At 65.9% G+C, this 20,760-nt stretch carries 19 protein-coding genes and 1 tRNA gene; 10 read left to right on the top strand and 10 right to left on the bottom strand.

Annotated features, from left to right (window positions below; all coding sequences use genetic code 11):
- The first annotated feature begins 133 nt into the window (after positions 1 to 133).
- Together secB and AC3ANW_RS18715 are read left to right on the top strand one after the other, a co-directional pair.
- Entirely contained in the window at positions 134 to 598 is a 465-nt protein-coding gene (gene secB, locus AC3ANW_RS18720) for a protein-export chaperone SecB (RefSeq protein WP_488342339.1), read from the top strand.
- Between the two features lie 6 nt (positions 599 to 604).
- Entirely contained in the window at positions 605 to 1,594 is a 990-nt protein-coding gene (locus AC3ANW_RS18715) for an NAD(P)H-dependent glycerol-3-phosphate dehydrogenase (protein ID WP_488342338.1), read from the top strand.
- Positions 1,595 to 1,686: 92 nt separating this feature from the next.
- On the opposite strand, the gene AC3ANW_RS18710 is transcribed toward AC3ANW_RS18715, so the two are convergent.
- The 6 genes from AC3ANW_RS18710 to AC3ANW_RS18685 form a co-directional block, all read right to left on the bottom strand.
- The gene (locus AC3ANW_RS18710; RefSeq protein ID WP_488342337.1) at positions 1,687 to 2,319 is read right to left on the bottom strand and encodes a 50S ribosomal protein L25/general stress protein Ctc; all 633 of its coding nucleotides are present in this window, start codon (positions 2,317 to 2,319) and stop codon (positions 1,687 to 1,689) included.
- A 124-nt stretch (positions 2,320 to 2,443) separates the two neighbouring features.
- Positions 2,444 to 3,415 carry a ribose-phosphate pyrophosphokinase gene (locus AC3ANW_RS18705; protein WP_488342336.1) on the bottom strand — a complete coding sequence of 324 codons (972 nt, stop codon included), beginning with the start codon at positions 3,413 to 3,415 and terminating at the stop codon, positions 2,444 to 2,446.
- A 74-nt stretch (positions 3,416 to 3,489) separates the two neighbouring features.
- A tRNA-Gln gene (locus AC3ANW_RS18700) sits at positions 3,490 to 3,566 on the bottom strand.
- A 36-nt stretch (positions 3,567 to 3,602) separates the two neighbouring features.
- Positions 3,603 to 4,460 (bottom strand): 4-(cytidine 5'-diphospho)-2-C-methyl-D-erythritol kinase, encoded by an 858-nt coding sequence (gene ispE, locus AC3ANW_RS18695; protein WP_488342335.1) that lies wholly within the window; start codon positions 4,458 to 4,460, stop codon positions 3,603 to 3,605.
- Positions 4,461 to 4,474: 14 nt separating this feature from the next.
- On the bottom strand, positions 4,475 to 4,966 hold the full coding sequence (locus tag AC3ANW_RS18690; protein ID WP_488342334.1) for a lipoprotein insertase outer membrane protein LolB: 492 nt from the start codon (positions 4,964 to 4,966) through the stop codon (positions 4,475 to 4,477).
- A 14-nt stretch (positions 4,967 to 4,980) separates the two neighbouring features.
- The gene (locus tag AC3ANW_RS18685; protein ID WP_488342333.1) at positions 4,981 to 6,861 is read right to left on the bottom strand and encodes a tetratricopeptide repeat protein; all 1,881 of its coding nucleotides are present in this window, start codon (positions 6,859 to 6,861) and stop codon (positions 4,981 to 4,983) included.
- Between the two features lie 121 nt (positions 6,862 to 6,982).
- Here AC3ANW_RS18685 and mutM point away from each other — a divergent pair, with 121 nt between their 5' ends.
- The 3 genes from mutM (at position 6,983) to mutY (ending at position 10,876) form a co-directional block, all read left to right on the top strand.
- On the top strand, positions 6,983 to 7,798 hold the full coding sequence (gene mutM, locus AC3ANW_RS18680) for a bifunctional DNA-formamidopyrimidine glycosylase/DNA-(apurinic or apyrimidinic site) lyase (protein ID WP_488342332.1): 816 nt from the start codon (positions 6,983 to 6,985) through the stop codon (positions 7,796 to 7,798).
- Positions 7,799 to 7,866: 68 nt separating this feature from the next.
- Positions 7,867 to 9,774 carry a dynamin family protein gene (locus AC3ANW_RS18675; protein WP_488342331.1) on the top strand — a complete coding sequence of 636 codons (1,908 nt, stop codon included), beginning with the start codon at positions 7,867 to 7,869 and terminating at the stop codon, positions 9,772 to 9,774.
- A 22-nt stretch (positions 9,775 to 9,796) separates the two neighbouring features.
- Positions 9,797 to 10,876, top strand: coding sequence for an A/G-specific adenine glycosylase (gene mutY / locus AC3ANW_RS18670; RefSeq protein WP_488342330.1), 1,080 nt, complete (start codon positions 9,797 to 9,799; stop codon positions 10,874 to 10,876).
- On the opposite strand, the gene rapZ is transcribed toward mutY, so the two are convergent.
- The 3 genes from rapZ to AC3ANW_RS18655 are packed head-to-tail and all read right to left on the bottom strand — an operon-like array spanning position 10,873 to position 14,328.
- A complete protein-coding gene (gene rapZ / locus AC3ANW_RS18665) occupies positions 10,873 to 11,739 on the bottom strand; it encodes an RNase adapter RapZ (RefSeq protein WP_488342329.1) in 867 nt (288 codons plus the stop codon). The genes mutY and rapZ overlap by 4 nt on opposite strands.
- Positions 11,736 to 13,433: a DNA repair protein RecN gene (gene recN / locus AC3ANW_RS18660; RefSeq protein WP_488342328.1), complete on the bottom strand. Its 1,698-nt coding sequence runs from the start codon at positions 13,431 to 13,433 to the stop codon at positions 11,736 to 11,738. Before recN ends, rapZ begins: the two co-directional genes overlap by 4 nt.
- 4 nt (positions 13,434 to 13,437) lie before the next feature.
- Entirely contained in the window at positions 13,438 to 14,328 is an 891-nt protein-coding gene (locus AC3ANW_RS18655; protein ID WP_488342327.1) for an NAD kinase, read from the bottom strand.
- Positions 14,329 to 14,365: 37 nt separating this feature from the next.
- Here AC3ANW_RS18655 and hrcA point away from each other — a divergent pair, with 37 nt between their 5' ends.
- Positions 14,366 to 15,370: a heat-inducible transcriptional repressor HrcA gene (gene hrcA, locus AC3ANW_RS18650; protein ID WP_488342326.1), complete on the top strand. Its 1,005-nt coding sequence runs from the start codon at positions 14,366 to 14,368 to the stop codon at positions 15,368 to 15,370.
- A 3-nt stretch (positions 15,371 to 15,373) separates the two neighbouring features.
- On the opposite strand, the gene AC3ANW_RS18645 is transcribed toward hrcA, so the two are convergent.
- Positions 15,374 to 16,285, bottom strand: coding sequence for a LysR family transcriptional regulator (locus tag AC3ANW_RS18645; RefSeq protein WP_488342325.1), 912 nt, complete (start codon positions 16,283 to 16,285; stop codon positions 15,374 to 15,376).
- Positions 16,286 to 16,405: 120 nt separating this feature from the next.
- Here AC3ANW_RS18645 and AC3ANW_RS18640 point away from each other — a divergent pair, with 120 nt between their 5' ends.
- Genes AC3ANW_RS18640 through AC3ANW_RS18625 form a run of 4 tightly spaced genes read left to right on the top strand, consistent with a single transcriptional unit; the run spans position 16,406 to position 20,760 of the window.
- Positions 16,406 to 17,935: a CoA-acylating methylmalonate-semialdehyde dehydrogenase gene (locus tag AC3ANW_RS18640; RefSeq protein WP_488342324.1), complete on the top strand. Its 1,530-nt coding sequence runs from the start codon at positions 16,406 to 16,408 to the stop codon at positions 17,933 to 17,935.
- 25 nt (positions 17,936 to 17,960) lie between these two features.
- Complete coding sequence (locus AC3ANW_RS18635) at positions 17,961 to 18,737, top strand: enoyl-CoA hydratase (protein ID WP_488342323.1); 777 nt, start codon at positions 17,961 to 17,963, stop codon at positions 18,735 to 18,737.
- 50 nt (positions 18,738 to 18,787) lie between these two features.
- Positions 18,788 to 19,687: a 3-hydroxyisobutyrate dehydrogenase gene (mmsB, locus tag AC3ANW_RS18630; RefSeq protein WP_488342322.1), complete on the top strand. Its 900-nt coding sequence runs from the start codon at positions 18,788 to 18,790 to the stop codon at positions 19,685 to 19,687.
- Positions 19,688 to 19,689: 2 nt separating this feature from the next.
- Positions 19,690 to 20,760 carry an enoyl-CoA hydratase/isomerase family protein gene (locus tag AC3ANW_RS18625; RefSeq protein ID WP_488342321.1) on the top strand — a complete coding sequence of 357 codons (1,071 nt, stop codon included), beginning with the start codon at positions 19,690 to 19,692 and terminating at the stop codon, positions 20,758 to 20,760.

The raw sequence follows: 20,760 nt of genomic DNA, 5'->3' as shown, positions 1-20,760 counted from the left end.
CCGGCCTGCCATAATCTTTGGCTCGACGCCTGCCGGGACGGTTCGTCCCTGCAGGCTTTGTCTTGACTACTCATCACCAGCAGTCTTTCATCTCTGGCGCAAAGCTGCGCCCAACCGTACCGGAATTGCATCCATGGCTGACCAAGCAGAACCCCTCTTCCAGATTCAGCGTGTCTACCTGAAGGACCTGTCGCTCGAGCAACCGAATTCGCCCGGCATCCTGCTGGAGCAGGAACAGCCCAGCGTCGACATCCAGCTGGGTGTGGACGCCACCATGGTGACCGAAGGCATCTACGAAGTTTCCGTGACCGCCACGGTGCAGACCAAGATCAAGGACAAGACCGTGTTCCTGGTCGAAGCCAAACAGGCCGGTATCTTCGAGATCCGCAACCTGGGCGAAGAACAGGTCGGTCAGCTGCTGGGCATTGCCTGCCCGCAGATCGTGTATCCGTACCTGCGCGGCAACGTGGCCGATGTCATCCAGCGCGGCGGTTTCCCGCCGGTTCACCTGGCCGAGATCAACTTCCAGGCCATGTACGAACAGCAGCAGGCACAGGCTGCCGCTGCCGGCTCGGCGCCTGCCGGCCTGCCGCAGTAAGAATCCATGCGTGTCGCCGTGCTGGGGGCGGGTGCCTGGGGCACCGCCTTGGCGATCGCCGCCAGCCGGCGCGGCGATCACGATGTGGTCTTGTGGGCGCGGGACGGCGCCCAAGCCCGGGCCACGCAGTCTGCCCGCGAAAACACCCGTTATCTCCCCGGAACCCGTTTGCCCGAATCCTTGCGGCTCGCAAGCGGCGATATCGCGTCTGCGGTCACAAATGCCGATCTCGTCATCGTCGCGACGCCGGTGGCCGCCCTGCGCGGCATGTTGCTGGCACTGGGCGATTGCCGTGCGCCGGTCGCCTGGCTCTGCAAGGGTTTCGAGAACGAAACCGGACTGCTGCCGCACGAGGTCTGCGCCGCAGTGGCGCCGAATCTCGGTGCCGGGGTTTTGAGTGGCCCCAGTTTTGCCCAGGAAGTCGCACGCGAATGCCCGACGGCGCTGGTAGCCGGTAGTGCCCATGCGTCCGTGCGGGACGCGCTGGTGGCGGCTTTCCATGGTTCCAGTCTGCGTATCTACGCCAACGACGACATCGTCGGCATCGAGGTCGGCGGCGCCGTGAAGAATGTTCTGGCCATCGCCACCGGCTTGTGCGACGGCCTGCAGTTGGGGCTCAATGCCCGTGCCGCGCTGATCACGCGGGGCCTCGTCGAAATGATGCGGCTGGGTATCGCGCTGGGGGGCCGCGGAGACACCTTCCATGGTCTCTCCGGCCTGGGCGACCTGGTGCTGACCGCCACCGGCGATCTCAGCCGCAACAGAAAGGTCGGCCTTTTGCTGGCGCAGGGCATGGACCAGAATGCCGCCGTTGCGTCGCTGGGCCATGTGGCCGAAGGCGTCTATTGCGCCCGCACCGTGGCGGCGCGGGCAAGGACGCTGGGTGTCGAGATGCCGATCTCCGAAAGCGTTGTCGCCTTGCTGGACGGCCATCTTCGTCCCGCCGAAGCGGTGGCCGCCCTGATGGAGCGCACACCTGTCGCCGAATCCTGCTGACCAACAGGGCAGGTGATTCGCCAAAGAAAAAAGGGCCAAAAGGCCCTTTTTTGTTGCCCGCACGCAAGGTGCAGGCAGAAGAGATAGAAGAATTACTTCTTCTTGCCCTTGCCCTTTTCAGGAGCGGCAGCGACCACGGGGGCCACGATTTCTTCTTCGACCACCGGTGCGACAGCCGAAGCCACCACCGGGTTCAGCTTGTTGCCATGCACGACGAACTTGACGCCCTTGGGGAACTTGATGTCCTTGACGGTCACGGTGCCGGCGTTGTCCAGCTTGGACAGGTCGACTTCGACGAATTCCGGCAGATCGCCAGGGAAACAAGCCACTTCCAGTTCGGTCAACGTGTGGTTGATCAGGTTGGCGTGGGTCTTGACGGCAGGCGATTCTTCCTGGCCGACGAAGTGCAGCGGCACCTTCATGTGCATGCGGGTCTTGGCGTCCACGCGCTGGAAATCCACATGCAGCACTTGTTGCTTGTACGGGTGATATTGCACATCACGCAGCAGCACCTTGGTGGTGGCTTCGCCGATTTCCATGTCGAGGATGGAAGCGTGGAAGGTTTCCTTTTTCAGAGCGTGCCACAGTGCGTTGTGGTCCAGCTCCACCAGTTTGGGCTCTTGGCCTTCACCACCGTAGACGATGCCAGGGGCCTTGCCCGAATTGCGGAGACGGCGGCTCGCACCCGTGCCCTGCTTGCTGCGTTCGAAAGCGACGAACTTCATGTTGATTACTCCTGTGGAAGCCGACCGCGACCAGTGCGGCTCCGTTGATAAAAAGGCGCTCATCCGCGAGGAGAGCGCCACTTGCGAAGCGGGCGCCCTGGGGCGTCCGCCGAACTCTGGAAACTTAGAACAGATCGTCCTGGTCCGTGAACAGGCTCATCACCGACTCGCCCTTGGCGATGCGCTGGATGGTTTCGCCAAACAACGGGGCGATGGACAGCTGGCGGATCTTGGTGCAGTTCTTGCCTGCATCCGACAGCGGAATGGTGTTGGTGACGACCACTTCGTCGAGTGCCGAAGCCGTAATGCGGTCGACTGCCGGGCCCGAGAACACAGGGTGGGTGCAATAGGCATAGACCTTCTTGGCGCCGCGCTCCTTGAGCACCTCGGCTGCTTTGACCAGCGTGCCGGCGGTGTCGATCATGTCGTCCATGATCACGCAGTTGCGGCCGTCGATCTCGCCGATGACGTTCATCACTTCGCTGACGTTGGCCTTCGGGCGGCGCTTGTCGATGATGGCCAGGTCGCAATTGAGCTGCTTGGCCAGCGCACGGGCACGCACCACCCCGCCAACGTCGGGCGACACGACCATCAGGTCTTCGTAGTTCTTCTGGCGCAGGTCACCCAGCAGGGTGGGGGATGCGTAGATGTTGTCGACCGGAATGTCGAAGAACCCCTGGATCTGGTCGGCGTGCAGATCCATGGTCAATACGCGGTCGACACCCACGGTCTGCAGCAGGTTGGCGACCACCTTGGCCGAGATCGGCACACGCGACGAACGCGGGCGGCGGTCCTGGCGGGCGTAACCGAAGTAGGGGATGACGGCGGTAATGCGCTCGGCCGACGAACGACGCAGCGCGTCGACCATCACCAGCAGTTCCATCAGATTGTCGTTTGTCGGAGCGCAGGTGGACTGCACCACGAACACGTCTCGGGCACGGACGTTCTGGTTGATCTCGACGGTGATTTCACCATCCGAGAAGCGGCCTACCTTGGCGCTGCCCAGTTCGATGCCGAGATGGGTTGCCAGCTCACCGGCCATGCCAGGATTGGCGTTGCCAGTGAAGACGAGAAAGTCAGGGTGATTAGCCTGCATGAGGAGGTTCCGGCGACCTAAGAAAAACTGCCTGCATGCCAACCGCTTTAGCGCCGCGGTGGCATATGGGTGGTTGGCAGGGGAAGAAGGATTCGAACCTTCGCATGCTGGAATCAAAATCCAGTGCCTTAACCAGCTTGGCGACTCCCCTACACGGGTCGGAAGCAACGAACGCTGCTACCAACCTTTATCTATCGCTGGACGCCCACCCGGCCAGAGGGTGGATTTCCAGATTATCGCACTGCCGAAAGATGCTGCCACTCGGGGCCGTGCTCCAATCGACGTCTTGCGATGCCGCTGCAAATACTGCACTTCCTGAACCCGTCATTCTTGCTTCGAGTCCTTGCGAAACAAACCACTCAAGGGCTTGCGAGACAGCTGGACAAAGCTTTTCAGCAACGGGCTGCAAGTCGTTTCGGTTAAAACCGTTTTCGTCTGCAGCGAAGCCCTCGACTGTAGCAGGGTTTGAATCACGTTTCAAATATTTCGACGAAAAAATTGTCGGCGTTTCGATTCCCGCATCCGGTTTCAGCACCGCGAAACGACGGCGACGCAGCGCGTTGGCGCCTTCCAGCGGGGTGATCTGCTCACCGATGCCTTCTACCCAGGCGTTGTGGCCGCGCAGGAAAAACGGCACGTCCGCACCCAGTTTCAGGCCGATGGTTTCCAGCGCCGAAAGCGGCAGATCAAGCTTCCAGAGCCGGTTGAGCGCCAGCAGGCACGACGCCGCATCGGACGATCCGCCGCCCATCCCGGCCTGAGCGGGCAGGTGTTTGGCCACGCCGATATGCGCGCCGGCCGTGCATCCGGTGTGCGCCTGCAACGCGCGCGCTGCACGCAGCACCAGGTCATCCGGAGGCAGGGTTGTCGTCAGGTCTTCACGGTTGAGCTGCCCATCGCTGCGCAACTCGAAATGCAGTGTGTCGCTCCAGTCGATCAGCATGAAGACGGACTGCAGCAGGTGATAACCGTCGGGGCGCCGGCCGGTGATATGCAGGAAAAGATTCAGCTTGGCCGGAGCCGGAACGTCGTAGATGGCGCGCATGCGGCAGGAAGGATTCAGCGGTCGAGCACCACACGCAACGTGGCCGCCGGCAGGGGCTGTTGCCGGGTGGCGATGATGCGGCCTTCGGGCTGTGCCGACAGGTCGGCCGACCAGCCCGGCACCTGGGTGGCCTTGCCGGAAAGCCAGTCGAATAGCGAAGCAACGGGAATGGCGGTGCCGATGGCGCGTTCTGCGAGTTCGTCGAGCGAGCTGAACCGCTGGGCCGCCTGGCTGCCTTGCTGGAGGCTGGCGCTGCCGGGCTCCCAGCGCAGCACGGCGACGGTGCTGCCGATGGGTGTCAGCAGGGTCAGCGCGCCGGCGTGCGCATTGCCGGTCAGCTCGAAGGATGCGTAGAACGATTGCGAAGGCGCGTCCTCGACCTGCAGGGCCAACCTGCCGCTCCAGCGTTCTCCCTGGCGAGCAGCCGCTGCGTTTTCGGCCGTTGTCGGTGGGGCAGGTGTGGCGCAGCCGGCCATCGCGGCGGCCAGGCAAAGAGCCGCCGCCATCGAAACAGGCCGCATCACAGCTTGACCCGCAGCCGCTTGATGACCGCCAGCAGCGATTCGTTGCCCGGACTCAGCAGCAGGCCTTCCTTGAAGATGGCGACCGCGCGCTCCTTCTCGCCGGACACCCACAGAACCTCACCCAGATGCGCGCCGATCTCTGCATCCGGTCGGGTCTTGTAGGCCGCTTCGAGAATGCGCAGCGCTTCCTCGTTCCGACCCATGCGGAACTCGACCCAGCCGAGGCTGTCTCGGATGAACGGATCGTCCGGCGCGAAGCTCAAGGCTTTCTGGATCAGTTCTTTCGCTTCTGGCAGGCGCACGCCGCGATCCGCGAGCGAATAACCCAGCGCGTTGTACGCATGCTGGAAATCCGGCTTGCGGGCGATGACCTCCCGCAGCAGCCTTTCCATCTCGTCGTTGCGGCCGATCTTCTCGGCGTTCATGGCCAGGTCGTAGGTCAGGTCGACATCGTCCGGCGCCTTGGCGTGGGCTTCGGACAGCAGCTGGTAGGCCTCTTGGGGGCGCTGGTTGTCGCGCAGCAGTTGCACCTCTGCCATCAGCTTCACGCGGGCATCGCCGGCGTCGCGTTCAGGCAGGCTGCGCAGCAGGGCCAGGGCTTCCGGCAGCTTGCCCTGGCCGGCCAGCAGCGAAGCGCGGCGCAACTGAGCGGTGGCCAGCGCCTGCGGGCTGGAAACCCGGTTGAGCCAGGCGGTGGCCGCAGTGGCGTCGCCGCGTTTTTCTGCGACCTGTGCCATCGTCAGGTAGGCCTGGTCACGCCCTCGTGCCACGGCTGCCGCAACCGCGGGGTTGGTCGATGCAGGCGCTGCAGCGAGCAGTTCCAGGAAGGTCTTGATGGATTGTTCGGCATCGTTGAAATGGCCGTCCTGGGCCTCCTGCGAGCCGCGCAACAGCCATCCGTCCGGAAAACGCGGGCTTTCGACGGTGATGGTCTGGATCTCGCGAGTGGCTTCGCCGTTGCGCATGGCGTCGAGCAGGCCGCGGGCGTAAGCAAGGCGGATTTCGGGAAGCGGCGGCTTGGCGCTGTCGAGATAGCGTTTCACCACTTTTTCGGCGTCGTTGCGCTTGGCGGCCATCAACTCCAGCGCCAGGATGGCGGCGCCTTCGGACTGGCTGTCCAGCGCCTGGCTGCGGCTTGCCGCGTCCAGCGTGCCGTCGAGCTCGCCGGCGCCCAGGCGCATGCGGCCGACCGCCACCCAGGCAGCTGCGCCTTCTGACGGAATCGCAGGCTTTTCGAGGTCTTGCGCCAGCGCCTTCTCGACCACCGCGCGTGCGGCTTTCTTGTCGGTTGCCCGTGCGTACAGCGAGGGCAGGGCGTTGTAGGCACGGATTTTTTCAGCCGGCTCGGTAAGAGCGATCTCGCGTGCCAGAGGCAGGGCGGATTCCTCGACGCGGTTCAGTGCGACCAGGATCTGCAGGACCATGCCGTTGGCTTCGCGCGACGCCGGCTTGGCGTCTTTCCAGGCGCGTGCAGCGACCAGTGCCGAATCGCCTGCACGGGCCTGCAGGGCGACTTCGGCGGCGCGGCGGAACAGGCGGTCGTCGCCGCTCTTGCGTGCCGCGTCCAGCAGCAACTGGAAGGCGCTGCCCGGGTCGCCTCCGTTGGCGCTGATCTCGCCGACCAGCACCTCGTACATGAGCTCGGCGTTGCGTTGTTCGGAAACGTCCGGGTCGTCGGGCACCTTTTCCACCTTTTCGGCAGTGGTGGCGCTCGGCAATGCGGTCTGGCCGGTGGTGTCGGTGGTGCTGGCCTGTGCCAGCCTCACGAAACCTTCCGGATGGTCCGGAGACGCCGTCGGCATGGGGTTGGTATGGGCCTGCGAAGCACCTGCAAGACAGGCGATGAGGGCCGCGGCGGCGATGCGATGAAGCTGCATCGACCCATAATAATTCAACGCCTATTAACCTGCGTTACCCGTCGTAGGCATTGCCGACCGTGCTTGCAAACGCCCTGTAAAGGCCCGATATCCGGACACAGGTTCACCCTTCTCCAAAGCCATGCCCGAACTACCCGAAGTCGAGGTCACCCGCCTCAGTTTTGCCGACCGCATCGCCGGAGCTCGTGTGCTGTCGGCTCGTATCGGCAAACCCTTGCGCTGGGCGCTTGGCATCGATCCGTTCGAACTTGCCGGCCGCACCGTGCTGCAGGTGCGACGGCGCGGCAAATACCTGTTGATCGAGATGGACGAGGGCTTGCTGCTGGTGCATTTGGGCATGTCCGGCAGCCTGTCCTTCGCGGACCTTCAGCCGCTGCCAGGCCCGCACGACCATTTCGACCTGTGCACCGACCGCGGGCTGCTGCGCCTGCATGACCCACGCCGTTTCGGGGCCGTGGTCCATGCGCCGGGCGAAAACTCGCCCATCGCGCAAAAGCTGCTGGGCCGTCTGGGCGTGGAGCCGCTATCCGACGATTTCGACCCGGCACGATTTTTTGCGGGGCTGCACAAACGCGATACCGCGGTCAAGCAGGTGCTGCTGGGTGGAGAACTGGTGGTGGGCGTCGGCAACATCTATGCGTCGGAGGCCCTGTTCGGCGCCGGCATTCGCCCGACGCTGGCGTCTTCGAAAATCAGCCGGCCGCGGTCCGAGCGTCTCTGGCGGGCCATCCGCGAGGTGCTGGCGCGGGCGGTCGAGGCAGGCGGCAGCACCTTGCGGGATTTCTCGAACGCCGAAGGACGCAACGGCTATTTCCAGTTGCAGGCCATGGTCTACGGGCGTGAAGGATTGCCCTGCCATGTCTGCACCACGCCGGTCCGCGCGATCAGGCAAGGCCAGCGTTCCACCTTCTTTTGCCCCAAGTGCCAGAAGTCTTGATGCTGAAAACCAGAAATCTGGTGCATAAAAACCCGGTGATATAGTCAAAAACCACCTCCGCGCCGCCTGTGAGCACCTCATTTTCCGAACCGCTGGACCGGCACGGCGCATGGCGATCCGGCACGGCCGACCGTATCCACCAGCTTTCCGCATGGCTGGTCGAGCAGCAGCTCGCCGACGGCCCCTTGCTGGCCCGGCTCGCCCACATCGTCAAAGGGCTGGAGCATGACAAGGTGCTGGTGGCCTTCGTCGCCGAGTTCTCGCGCGGCAAGTCCGAGCTGATCAACGCCATCTTCTTCGCCGACCGCGGCCGTCGCATCGTGCCCGCCAGCGCCGGTCGCACCACCATGTGCCCGACGGAACTCGGCCATGAGCCCGGCGAGCCGCCCAGCCTGCGCCTGCTACCGGTCGAAACCCGCATGGACCCCCGGCCCCTGTCGGCCTGGCGCGACCAGCACGCCGCCTGGACACTGCTGCCGCTGGACGCCGACAACCCGGTGCAGATGGCACGGGCGCTCGAAACCGTGGCCCAGGTGCGGCGGGTTTCGGTCGACATGGCCCGCGACCTGGGTTTCTGGGACGACGAACTGCCGGACGACAACCCCCTGGTCGGCGCCGACAAGCTGGTCGAGGTGCCGATGTGGCGCCACGCGCTGGTCAACATCGACCATCCGCTGCTGCGCCAGGGGCTGGTGGTGCTTGACACACCCGGCCTCAACGCCGTCGGCGCCGAGCCCGATCTGACGGTGCAGCTGCTGGCCGAAGCGCATGCCACCGTCTTCATCCTGGCAGCCGACGCAGGTGTCACCCGTTCCGACCTGCAGCTGTGGCGCCAGTACCTGGCGCCACGCCAGGACGACGGCATCCACAGCGACAGCCGGGTGGTGGTGCTCAACAAGATCGATGTGCTGTGGGACGGCATCAGCAACTCGCGGCAGGTGCACGCGCAAACCGAAAAGCAGCGACTGCATTCGGCGGCGCTGCTGGGCGTTCCTGCGGCGCGGGTGATCCCGGTTTCGGCGCAGCGCGGGCTCGTCGCGCGGATCAACCACGACGCCGCGCTGCTCCAGGCCAGCGGACTGCCCCTGCTGGAAGCGGTGCTGGCCGAAGGCATCGTCGAACGACGCCATGCGATCCTGCGGGACTCGGTGGACGTCGCCCTGGCGCGGGTGCGCAACGACTGCGCCCGACTGCTCACCGTGCGCCGCCGCGAGATCGACGAACAGGTGATCGAATTGCGCAGTCTGCGCGGCAAGAACCGCAACGTCATCGCCGGCATGCGTTATCGCGTCGAGCGTGAACAGCAGGACTTCGAAGCCAGCGAAAAACGGGTGCAGGCGCTGCACACCGTCCGCAACAAGCTGCAGCAGGACGCTCTGGCCGGGTTGGGGGAAGAACTGCCCGCCAGCTTCGTCGCGCTGCGTGCGCTGCTCAGCCAGCAGGGTATGAAACTCGGCGTGCGGCGGGCCTACCAGGAAGCCTTCGTGCGCACCATCGAGCGGGTGCGGCGCGCCGAAACGGCGGTCGGCGAAATCCACGCCATGCTGACGGCCAGCTTCCGCCAGCTGAACACCGAATACGGCTTTGCGCTGCAGGTTCCGGCGCTGCCGGCCATCGGCATGTGGGCGCAAGAGATCGAACGCGTCGCCCGCGCCCATGCGGCCTATGTCGGTGTCGGCCAGACACTGCGTCTGGCACAGGCGGCGGCCGGTGCGCGGCTGGCCGGCGCGCTCGAAACCCGCATCCGTGCCGTGCTGGCCGAGGCGGCCGAAGACATCCGCAACTGGGGCGATGCGGCGATGGCGCCGGTCGAACACCAACTGCTCGAACGTCGCAGCGGTTTCGTGCGGCGCATCGAAGCCATCGACCGCATACAGAATGCCGCTTCCGGACTGGGCGAGCGCATGGAAGAACTGACCTCCCAGGTCAACAACCTCACAGCCCTGGAAGACCAGCTGCGCAACTGGACGGCATGACCAAGATCCGAAAATTCTGCATATGAGTGCCTCGCAACGGCAGGACTTCGCCCTGCGTGTGACCTGTTGGCAGTCGGCCCACGGCCGAAGCGGCCTGCCCTGGCAAGACACCCACGACCCTTACCGGGTGTGGCTGTCCGAAATCATGCTTCAGCAGACCCAGGTGGCGACGGTGCTGGACTACTTTCCGCGTTTCCTCGCGCGCCTGCCCGATGTGCGTTCGCTGGCCGAGGCGCCGGCCGACGTGGTGCTGGGCCTGTGGAGCGGCCTGGGTTATTACAGCCGGGCCCGCAACCTGCACAAATGCGCGCAGATGGTGATGGCCGATTTCGGCGGCGAGTTCCCGCGCAGTGCCGAACTGCTGGCCACCTTGCCGGGCATCGGCCGGTCCACCGCCGCGGCCATCGCATCCTTCTGTTTCGGTGAACGCGCTGCCATCCTCGACGCCAACGTCAAACGGGTGCTCACCCGGGTCATGGCCTACGGTGCCGACCTGGCCCGGCCCGCCAACGAACGTGCGCTGTGGGACGTCGCCACCGAACTGCTGCCGCGCGGCGATACCGAAACACTGCGTCGGCTGATGCCGCGCTACACCCAGGGCCTGATGGACCTGGGCGCCACCGTCTGCGTGCCGCGCCAGCCGCTGTGCCTGTTGTGCCCGGTCGAAGACGTCTGTGCAGCCCGGGCCGAAGGCAATCCCCAGGCCTATCCGGTCAAGACCAGGACTTTGAAACGCAGTTCCGAATCGTGGTGGTTGCTGATGCTGCGCGACGCCGAGGGCCGGGTGCTGCTGCAGCGACGCCCCGACAGCGGCATATGGGCGGGCCTTTACAGCCTGCCGGTGTTCGCCGACCGCGCTGCGATGGATGCGGCCGCGTCGCGATATGCCGGCGCATCGCTGAAGGACCTGCCCGTGTTTTTGCATGTGCTGACCCACAAGGACCTGCACCTGCATCCTGTGATGGCGCAGCTTCCGCCGGCGGCGCCAAAAGACGCCGCCGAGCAGGACGGCGTGCGCTGGGCGCTGGCCGGGGATTGGGCCGAACTGGGTTTGCCGACGCCGGTCCGCCGTTTGCTGACCGAGCTTCAGGCGGCCGGTTAATCCAGCTCGCGGTGCCGCTTGAGGGTGGTCCAGCGGCTGCTGAAATGCGCCGCCAGCCGCTCCACCAGGTAGACCGAACGGTGCTGCCCGCCGGTGCAGCCGATGCCCACCGTCACATAGCTGCGGTGGTCACGCGCCATCGGTTCCAGCCAGCCGCCGATGAAACCGGCGATGTCTCCGAACATCCGCTCGGCCTCGGGCTGCGCGCGCAGGAATGCCGCCACTGGTTCGTCCCGTCCGTTCAGCGGGCGCAGCACCGGGTCGTAATGCGGATTGGGCAGCATGCGTACGTCGAAGATGAAATCGGCGTCCACCGGAATGCTGCGTTTGAACGCGAAAGACTGGAACACCAGCAGCAGCTGATCGGCCGGCGCGGTGATGACGGTCTTGACGTAACCCTGCAGTTTTGCGCTCAGCATCAGGCTGGAGTCGATGACATGCGCCTGCTCGCGAAGGTCGGTCAGCAGTTCGCGTTCCAGTTCGATGGCCTGCACCAGCGCCAGTTGCTGGTCGGCGATGTCTTTCCGGGACAGCGGATGGCGGCGCCGGGTTTCCGAATAACGGCGGATCAGCGTGTCGTTGCCGGCGTCCAGGAAGATCAGCCGCACCGCCACGCCCTGCGCCCGCAGCACGGCCACCTGCTGCGGCACCTGCGGCAGGGCGCTGGCGCTGCGGGCGTCCATGGCGACCGCCACCTTCCTGGCCTTCTGGCGCTGCTCGAGTGCCACGAACGGCAGCAGCAGTTCGGGCGGCAGGTTGTCGACGCAGTAATAACCGGCGTCTTCCAGCGCATGCAGTGCCACCGATTTTCCCGAGCCCGAAAGCCCGGTGATGAGGATGAGATCGAGCGGCGTGTGGGTCATGGAAGGTTCAGTTGGGCACTGTCGGAACGGGCCGCTACAGCGGCGTTCCCGGCGTGCAGCAGCAGGTCGCGCGCATGCGCCCGGCTGGTGCCCGAAGGTCGGTCGCCGCCGAGCATGCGGGCGAGCTCGGCCACCCGGTCTTCGCCCGCCACCGTGACGACCGTACTGCCGGTGCCGGATGCCGTTCGCTGCTTGGTGACCACCAGATGGTGGTCGGCACAGGCCGCGACCTGTGGCAGATGGGTCACCGCCATCACCTGCCGGTCGTGCCCGAGCTGCTGCATCAGCTGGCCGACGGTGTCGGCCACCGTCCCGCCCACGCCCGAGTCGACCTCGTCGAAGATCAGCGTCTGCGCCGTGCCCAGGCGGCTGGTGGTCACCGCGATGGCCAGCGCGATACGCGAAAGCTCGCCGCCCGAAGCCACCTTGCCGACCGGCCGGGGCGAGCTGCCCGGATGGCCCGCGACCAGGAAGGCCACTTCTTCCATGCCGCCGGAAGTCGGTGTGTCGACGGCCTGGAGCGCGGCCTCGAACCGCCCGCCCTGCATGCCCAGGCCCTGCATGGCTTCGGTGACAGTGCGCGACAGTCGCGGAGCCGCCTTGGCGCGCGCCTGCGACACCTTGCGGCCCTCGCTGCGGAAGGCTTCCGACGCCTTGCGTTCGGCGTCTTCCAGCTTGGCGAGATCGGTCGCCGCATCCAGCCGGGCCAGTTCCTCGCGCCAGCCGGCCAGCAGCACCGGCAATTCCTCGGGCGTACGCCGGTAACGGCGCGCCAGCGACATCCAGAGCGACAGCCGGTCGTCCAGTGCGGCCAGCGCCTTGGGATCGGGGTCGGTGCGGCGCAGCCAGGCGTGCAGGGAATGCACTGCGTCTTCGGCCTGCGCCAGGCTGCCCGCCAGCACATCGGCCAGGGCCTTGAATTCGGGGTCGATCCCGTCCTGTTCCTGCAGCAGGGCATGCGCCCGTGCCAGGCCGGTGGTGGCGCCGCCGACATCGCCTTCGAGTGCCTCCAGCGCGCGACCGGCGGCATCGATCAGCGCCTGTGCGTTCGAGCGCCGCGTATGTTCTGCATTGAGTTCGGGCCATTCCTGCGCGGTGGGGGCCAGCTTGTCGACCTCGCCGATCTGCCACGCCAGGCGCTCGCGTTCGCGCTGCAACGACTCTTGCGCCGAACGTGCCTCGTCCAGGGTGCGTTGTGCCGCCCGCCAGGCCGACCAACGCGCCGCCATCGGCGCAACATCGATACCGGCATAGGCGTCCAGCAGGCCGCGCACCGCTTCGGGCCGGGTCAGGCTCTGCCAGGCATGCTGGCCGTGAATGTCGACCAGCCGTTCGCCCAGTTCACGCAACTGGGCGGCGGTGGCGGCGCTGCCGTTGACCCAGGCCCGGCTCTTGCCCTGGATATCCACCGTGCGACGCAGCAGCAGGTTGTCTCCGACATCGAAGCCCGCATCTTCCAGCCAGCCGGTCAGCGCACCGGTGTCGTCGAATTCGACACTGATCTCGGCCCGCGCCGCGCCTTCACGCACCACACCCGCATCGGCACGGCTGCCGAGCGCCAGTTGCAGCGCGTCGATCAGGATCGACTTGCCGGCACCGGTTTCGCCGGTCAGTACGCTGAAACCCGCTGAGAGGTCCAGTTCGAGCGCCCGCACGATGACGAAATCGCGCAGGGCGATGCGTTTCAGAGCCACAGGTTCAGCCTCCCTCGTTCCAATGCAGTTTCTTGCGCAAGGTGTCGAAATAGTTCCATCCCTGCGGATGCAGGAAGAGTGCCTGGTGCCGGGACCTGCGCACCACCACCCGGTCCCCATGCAGCAGCGAAGCCAGCGACTGCATGTCGAAATTGGCGCTGGCGCCGCGGCCGGCGACCAGTTCGACCTCGATCTCGGCAGCGTCGGCCAGCACCAGCGGACGGTTGGACAGCATGTGGGGCGCGATCGGCACCAGCACCCAGCCCGGCAGCGACGGATGCAGCATGGGCCCGCCGGCCGACAGCGAATAAGCCGTCGAGCCGGTGGGCGACGCAATGATCAAGCCGTCGGCGCGCTGACTGGCAACAAAATAACCATCGACCTTCACCCGCAGTTCGACCATGCCGGAAGTGGCACCACGGTTGACCACCACGTCGTTCATGGCCGGCGCCTCGAACACCACCCGGCCTTCACGGATCACCTGCGCTTCCATCAGGCTGCGGCGGTCTTCGGTGTATTCGCCGGCCAGCATGGGGGCGAGCGCCTCGGCAAAGTGGTCCAGCGGAATGTCGGTGATGAAACCCAGCCGGCCCTGGTTGATGCCGATCAGCGGCGTGCCGTAGCGCGCCAGTTCGCGGCCGATGCCCAGCATGGTGCCGTCGCCGCCGACCACCAGCGCCAGGTCGCATTCGCGGCCAATGCCTGCGGCATCCAGCGCGGGATAGTCGAGCCCGCTGCCGGCGGCGGTGGCGGCTTCCATCGAGACCTTGCAGCCCTGGGATTCGAGAAAGGCGGCAATCTCGGCCATGGTCGCCCGGGAGGCATCGGCCACCGCTTCACCGATGGGCAAGAAGTATTTGCCGACCAGGGCAACGTGGCGAAAACGCTTATTCATCAGGAAATTACAACACGGCAGCCTCTAGAATCCGTCCATGCTAGACGACCGCGCCAAGCTGCTGCTGAAAGCCCTGGTGGAACGGTACATCGCCGATGGCCAGCCGGTGGGTTCGCGCACACTTTCGCGTGCCACCGGCATCGAACTTTCGCCGGCCACCGTACGCAACGTGATGGCCGACCTGGAAGACCTGGGCCTCATCGCCAGCCCCCATACATCCGCCGGCCGTATTCCCACCGCCCGGGGCTACCGCCTTTTCGTCGACACCATGCTGACCGCGCAACGTCCTGCGCTGGCCGAGCAGCCGGCGCTGCTGGCCGACCAGCCTCAGAAGGTCATCGCCAGCGCCGCACAGGTGCTGTCCAACCTGTCGCAGTTCGTCGGTGTGGTGATGGCGCCGCGCCGCAGTTCGGTGTTCCGGCACATCGAATTTTTGCGGCTGTCCGAACGCCGCATCCTGGTCATCATCGTGTCGCCCGAGGGCGACGTGCAGAACCGGGTCATCATCACCGAGACCGACATCGCCCAGCCGCAACTGATCGAGGCAGCCAACTTCCTCAACCAGAACTACGCCGGCCTGGCAATGGAACAGGTGCGTGAACGCATCAAGTCCGAAGTGCAGGCGCTGCGCGACGAAATCGCTGCGTTGATGCAGGCGGCGGTCGACGCCAGCTCCGACGCCATGCAGCAGGCCGACGAAGTCGTCATTTCCGGTGAACGCAACCTGCTGGCGGTCAGCGACTTTTCCAGCGACATGGGCCAGCTGCGCCGGGCCTTCGACCTGTTCGAGCAGAAGACCCAGTTGATGCGCCTGCTCGAGAACTCCAGCCAGGCCGAAGGCGTGCGCATCTATATCGGCGGCGAAAGCCGCATCGTGCCCATCGAGGAACTGTCGGTGGTCAGCGCACCCTATGAAGTCAACGGCCAGGTGGTCGGCACCCTGGGTGTGATCGGGCCGACCCGCATGGCCTACGACCGCATGATCCAGATCGTCGACATCACCTCCCGCCTGCTGAGCAACGCGCTCAGCCACCCCAAATAAACGTCAGGCCGACGGCTCGCCGCGCAGCAGGGGCGCGCTGTCGGCGGCGATCTGCTTGAGCAGTTCCCACACCGCCTGCATGCGCGGCAGACCCCGGTTTTCGGCCGGCATCGACATCCAGAAAGTGCGGGTGAACTCGGCCTGACCCGCAGCGTCGAACACCGGCCGCAGCCGCGGATCGGCCCCCGCCAGAAATGCCGGCAAGACCCCCAGTCCCGCGCCCGCCGCCACCGCCTGCCATTGCGCCACGATGCTGGTGCTGCGCAAGGCGAACCGGCGGGGTGGCCCCATCTCGCGCAGGTATTGCAGTTCGCGGCTGAACATCAGGTCGTCGATATAACCCACGAAGGGGTGCTGTTGCAGGTCTTCCGTCTGGCGGATCGGCGGGTGGCTCAGCAAATAGTCGCGTGACGCGTACAGCCGCAGGGTGTAGTCGCACAGCCGCACGGCGATCACTTCGCCGCGCGCCGGCCGTTCCAGCGCCACCACGATGTCGGCTTCGCGTCGGCCCAGGTTCACTGTGCGGGGCACCGCCAGCAGGTCGACCACGAGGCGTGGCTGCTGGGTCGAAAGCCCGGCCAGCCGGGGTGCCAGCACCGCCGCGCCGAAACCCTCGGTGGTGCCGATACGTACCGTGCCCGCCAGTTCGCCCGGAGGCCGATGGGCAGCCCGGTCGGCATCGATGGCGCGGCTGGCAGCCTCCATCGCTTCGGCATGCGGCAGCAGTTCGCGCCCTGCCTCGGTGGCGGTGAAACCTGTCGCGCTGCGCACGAACAATGGCCGGCCCAGCGACTTTTCCAGCGCCTGGATGCGCCGCGAAACCGTCGTGTCGTCGACCTCCAGACGACGCGCGGCGGCAGCCAGCGTGCCGGCGCGGGCGGTCTCCAGGAAAAAACGCAGGTTGTCCCAGTCCATGGCAAATCCGGTGAGTGGCGACCCCTGCAAATCTGCAAGAGCGGGCTGCTATTTTCCCTGTTGTGGCGACAAATTTGCAGGCATAGGATGGCTCGATTCAACAATGACTGGAGACAAGACATGTCCGCTCTGCCGGCCTCGCTGCCGCATGCCCAGGCCCCCACGGTCAAACTCCTGATCGATGGCAGGTTCGTCGACTCGGCCACCACGCAGTGGCGTGACGTGGTCAACCCGGCCACCCAGGAGGTGCTGGCGCAAGTACCTTTCGCCACCCCCGCGGAAGTCGATGCCGCCGTCGCCAGCGGTAAGCGGGCTTTTGTCACCTGGCGCAAGACACCCATCGGCGCGCGGGCCCGCATCTTCCTCAAATACCAGCAGCTGATTCGCGAGAACATGGCCGAACTGGCGGCGCTGCTGACCGCAGAACAGGGCAAGACCCTGGCCGATGCCGAAGGCGATGTGTTCCGCGGCCTCGAAGTGGTCGAACACGCCTCGGCCATCGGAAACCTGCAGCTGGGCGAACTGGCCAACAACGTGGCCAGCGGCGTGGATACCTTCACCCTGATGCAGCCGCTGGGCGTTTGCGCCGGCATCACGCCCTTCAACTTCCCCGCGATGATTCCGTTGTGGATGTTCCCCATGGCCATCGCCTGCGGCAACACCTTCGTGCTGAAGCCGTCCGAACAGGACCCGATGGTCACCATGCGCCTGGTGGAACTGGCACTGCAGGCCGGCGTTCCGCCCGGTGTCCTGAATGTGGTGCACGGCGGCGAGGAGGTGGTCAACGCGTTGTGCGATCACACCGACATCAAGGCGATTTCGTTCGTCGGTTCCACCAGGGTCGGCACCCATGTCTACCAGCGCGCCACCCTCGCCGGCAAACGTGCCCAATGCATGATGGGCGCCAAGAACCATGCGGTTGTGCTGCCCGACGCCAACAAGGAACAGACCATCAACGCCTTGCTCGGCGCGGCCTTCGGTGCCGCCGGCCAGCGTTGCATGGCGGTGTCTGTGGCGGTGCTGGTGGGCCAGGCCCGTGAGTGGATTCCCGAGCTGGTGGCGCGCGCCAAGACACTCAAGGTGGGTGCGGGCATCGAGGCCGGAACGGATGTCGGCCCGCTGGTTTCCCGCGCCGCATTGCAACGGGTGCAGAGCCTCATCGAACGCGGCATCGCCGATGGCGCAAAACTCGAACTCGACGGCCGCGAGGCGACGGTCGAAGGCTACGCAGACGGCAACTTCGTCGGCCCGACCATCTTCAGCGGCGTCACGCCCGGCCATTCGGTGTACGACCAGGAAGTCTTCGGCCCGGTGCTGGCGCTCAGTTCGGCGGAAACCCTGGACGAAGCCATCGCCTTCATCAACGCCAACCCCAACGGCAATGGCACGGCGCTGTTCACCCAGTCGGGCGCGGCGGCCCGCAGGTTCCAGGAAGACGTCGACGTCGGCCAGGTCGGCATCAACGTGCCCATCCCGGTGCCGGTGCCGCTTTTCTCGTTCAGCGGTTCGCGTGCCTCCAAGCTCGGCGACCTGGGCCCCTACGGCAAGCAGGTGGTGCTGTTCTATACCCAGACCAAGACCATCACCCAGCGCTGGTTCGAAGACGGCAGCGCGGGCGGCGGCGTCAACACCACCATCAGCCTCAAATAGTCGAAGCGCAGCCAGAATGCAGTCCATGGAATACACCGACATCCTCCTCGAACGCCGCGGCGCCGTTGCGCTGATCACCCTCAACCGGCCCAAGGCGCTCAACGCGCTGTCGCCCGACCTGACGGCCGAACTGGCCCATGCGCTGGATGACCTGGAAGCCGACCAGGCCATCGGCGCCATCGTCATCACCGGCAGCGAAAAAGCGTTCGCCGCGGGTGCCGACATCAAGGCCATGAAGGACTGGTCGTACATGGACGTGTACCAGGCCGACTTCATCACCGCCACCTGGGAACGGGTGGCGCAATGCCGCAAGCCGACCATCGCCGCGGTGGCCGGTTACGCCCTGGGCGGCGGCTGTGAACTCGCCATGATGTGCGACTTCATCCTGGCCGCCGACACGGCGAAGTTCGGCCAGCCCGAGATCACCATCGGCACCATTCCCGGTGCGGGCGGCACCCAGCGCCTGACCCGTTTCATCGGCAAGTCGAAAGCCATGGAAATGGTGCTGACCGGCCGCACCATGGACGCCGCCGAAGCCGAGCGCTGCGGCCTGGTGTCGCGCATCGTGCCGGCCGCCGACCTCATCGAAGACGCCCTGAAGACGGCCGCGCGCATCGCCGAGCTGTCGCAGCCGGTGGTGATGATGGCCAAGGAAAGCGTCAACCGCGCCTTCGAAACCACCCTCTCGGAAGGCGTGCGTTTCGAGCGCCGGTTGTTCCATTCGACCTTCGCCACCGAAGACCAGAAGGAAGGCATGGCCGCCTTTGCCGAAAAACGCAAGCCGGTGTTCAAGAACCGCTGATCTCCGAGCGGCAGACGCCGCCGGGTGTAAAAAAAGACAGGAGACAAGCAATGAAGATCGGATTCATCGGGCTGGGCCACATGGGCCGCCCCATGGCACTCAACCTGGTCAAGGCCGGCCACGCCCTGGTGGTGTTCGACCCGGTGGTTACGGCGGTTCAGGCACTTCAAACGGCGGGTGCGCAGGCTGCCACTTCGGTGCAGGCGCTGGCGCAGTCCGAAGGCCTCGAAATGCTCGTCACCATGCTGCCCGCCGCGCCGCATGTGCGTTCGGTCTATCTGGGTGAAGACGGGCTGCTGGCGGTGGTCGACAAGAGCGTGTCGCTGGTAGATTCGTCCACCATCGACCCGATGACCGCCCGTGAGGTGGCGGCCGCGGCGGCCAGGCAGGGCAATGCCATGGTCGATGCGCCGGTATCGGGCGGCACCAGCGGGGCCGAGGCCGGAACCCTCACCTTCATGGTCGGCGGAACCGAGCCTGACTTCGCCCGTGTGCAGCCTGTGCTGGCGCAGATGGGCCGCAACATCGTGCACTGCGGCGGCGCCGGCAACGGCCAGGTCGCCAAGGTGGCCAACAACATGCTGCTGGGCATCTCGATGATCGGCGCGGCCGAGGCGATGGCGCTGGGTGTGTCGCTGGGCATGGACCCGCAGGTGCTGGCCGGTGTCATCAACACCAGCAGCGGCCGGTGCTGGAGCACCGACACCTACAACCCCTATCCCGGCGTGCTGCCCAATGCACCCGCATCGCGCGGGTACAGCGGCGGTTTCGGCACCGACCTGATGCTGAAGGACCTGGGCCTGGCGACCGAAGCCGCCCGCGCCGCCAGACTGCCGGTCGCCATGGGTGCACTGGCGCAGCAGCTGTATCAGGGTTTCAGCGCTCAGGGTCATGGCGGGCTGGACTTCTCGGCCATCATCCGGCAGGTACAGGGAAAGAAGGCTCCATGAACATGACGGCAACCGACCAGGGCGGCATCCTCGCCGAGATCGTCGAAGGCATCGGCGTTCTGACGCTGGACCGGCCCAAGGCCCTGAACGCGCTGTCGCTCGCCATGGTGCGTGGCCTGCACGAACGGCTGGCAGCCTGGGTCGACGACACGAGGGTGCGAGCGGTGCTGGTGCGCGGCGCCGGGGAAAAAGCCTTCTGCGCCGGCGGCGACATCCGCGCCCTGCGCGACAGCTATCTGGCCGACGACGGGCAGTGGCTGCGTTTCTTCGAAGAAGAGTACGCGCTCGACCTGTTCATAGCCGATTATCCCAAGCCCTACATCGCGCTGATGGACGGCTACACCATGGGCGGTGGCATGGGCATCGGCCAGCCCGCTGCCTTGAGGCTGGTGACCGAGCGCACCCGGATGGCCATGCCCGAAGTCGCCATCGGATATTTCCCGGACGTCGGAGGCAGCCACTTCCTGCCGCGCCTGCCAGGTTTCCTGGGGTTCTACCTCGGCATGACCGGTGTGCAGATCGGCGCGGCAGACGCCTTGTTCTCCAATCTGGCCGACATTGCCATCCCGGCAGCCGAGGCCGCCGACAACACCACGCTGGCCCGCCGGCTCGGCTCGGTGTCGTGGCACCGGCCGCCCAAACAACGCATCGCCGCCTGGAGCGGCCAGGCCGACGTCGGCCAACCGCCGCTGGCGCCTTTCAGTGAACCCATCGCCACGCATTTCAGCCACAAGGGTGCGGCGGCCATCGTCGCCTCGCTGCGCACCGAAGAACGACCGGAATTCAAGCCATGGGCGCAGGACACGCTGGCGCTGATCGCCAAACGGTCGCCGCTGGCCGTGGCCGTCACCTGGGAGTTGCTGTGCCGGGGTTCCGCGCTGCCGCTGGCCGAATGCCTGCAGATGGAACTGACGCTCGACCAGGCCTGGTTTCCGCGCGGCGACCTCATGGAGGGCGTGCGCGCCCTCATCGTCGACAAGGACCAGCAACCGCGCTGGAGCCGCGAGTCGCTCGATGCGGTGGACGACGAACTCGTCCAGTCCTTTTTCCCCCAGCATCCCGAGCGGAACTGA

It is taken from the genome of Xylophilus sp. PBN-3R (assembly GCF_057747805.1).
The sequence above is the reverse complement of the archived record's forward strand: the minus strand, read 5'-3'. Positions and strand labels throughout refer to the sequence as shown.

Bases quoted from the DNA above. Each gene is read 5' to 3' on its own strand.
- mutY (WP_488342330.1), top strand. From the start codon at position 9,797: ATGAGTGCCTCGCAACGGCAGGACTTCGCCCTGCGTGTGACCTGTTGG.
- ispE (WP_488342335.1), bottom strand. From the start codon at position 4,460: ATGCGCGCCATCTACGACGTTCCGGCTCCGGCCAAGCTGAATCTTTTC.
- AC3ANW_RS18655 (WP_488342327.1), bottom strand. From the start codon at position 14,328: ATGAATAAGCGTTTTCGCCACGTTGCCCTGGTCGGCAAATACTTCTTG.
- mmsB (WP_488342322.1), top strand. From the start codon at position 18,788: ATGAAGATCGGATTCATCGGGCTGGGCCACATGGGCCGCCCCATGGCA.
- AC3ANW_RS18685 (WP_488342333.1), bottom strand. From the start codon at position 6,861: ATGCAGCTTCATCGCATCGCCGCCGCGGCCCTCATCGCCTGTCTTGCA.
- AC3ANW_RS18635 (WP_488342323.1), top strand. From the start codon at position 17,961: ATGGAATACACCGACATCCTCCTCGAACGCCGCGGCGCCGTTGCGCTG.
- AC3ANW_RS18705 (WP_488342336.1), bottom strand. From the start codon at position 3,415: ATGCAGGCTAATCACCCTGACTTTCTCGTCTTCACTGGCAACGCCAAT.
- AC3ANW_RS18715 (WP_488342338.1), top strand. From the start codon at position 605: ATGCGTGTCGCCGTGCTGGGGGCGGGTGCCTGGGGCACCGCCTTGGCG.
- AC3ANW_RS18710 (WP_488342337.1), bottom strand. From the start codon at position 2,319: ATGAAGTTCGTCGCTTTCGAACGCAGCAAGCAGGGCACGGGTGCGAGC.
- mutM (WP_488342332.1), top strand. From the start codon at position 6,983: ATGCCCGAACTACCCGAAGTCGAGGTCACCCGCCTCAGTTTTGCCGAC.
- rapZ (WP_488342329.1), bottom strand. From the start codon at position 11,739: ATGACCCACACGCCGCTCGATCTCATCCTCATCACCGGGCTTTCGGGC.
- AC3ANW_RS18645 (WP_488342325.1), bottom strand. From the start codon at position 16,285: ATGGACTGGGACAACCTGCGTTTTTTCCTGGAGACCGCCCGCGCCGGC.
- AC3ANW_RS18640 (WP_488342324.1), top strand. From the start codon at position 16,406: ATGTCCGCTCTGCCGGCCTCGCTGCCGCATGCCCAGGCCCCCACGGTC.
- AC3ANW_RS18690 (WP_488342334.1), bottom strand. From the start codon at position 4,966: ATGGCGGCGGCTCTTTGCCTGGCCGCCGCGATGGCCGGCTGCGCCACA.
- secB (WP_488342339.1), top strand. From the start codon at position 134: ATGGCTGACCAAGCAGAACCCCTCTTCCAGATTCAGCGTGTCTACCTG.
- hrcA (WP_488342326.1), top strand. From the start codon at position 14,366: ATGCTAGACGACCGCGCCAAGCTGCTGCTGAAAGCCCTGGTGGAACGG.
- AC3ANW_RS18625 (WP_488342321.1), top strand. From the start codon at position 19,690: ATGACGGCAACCGACCAGGGCGGCATCCTCGCCGAGATCGTCGAAGGC.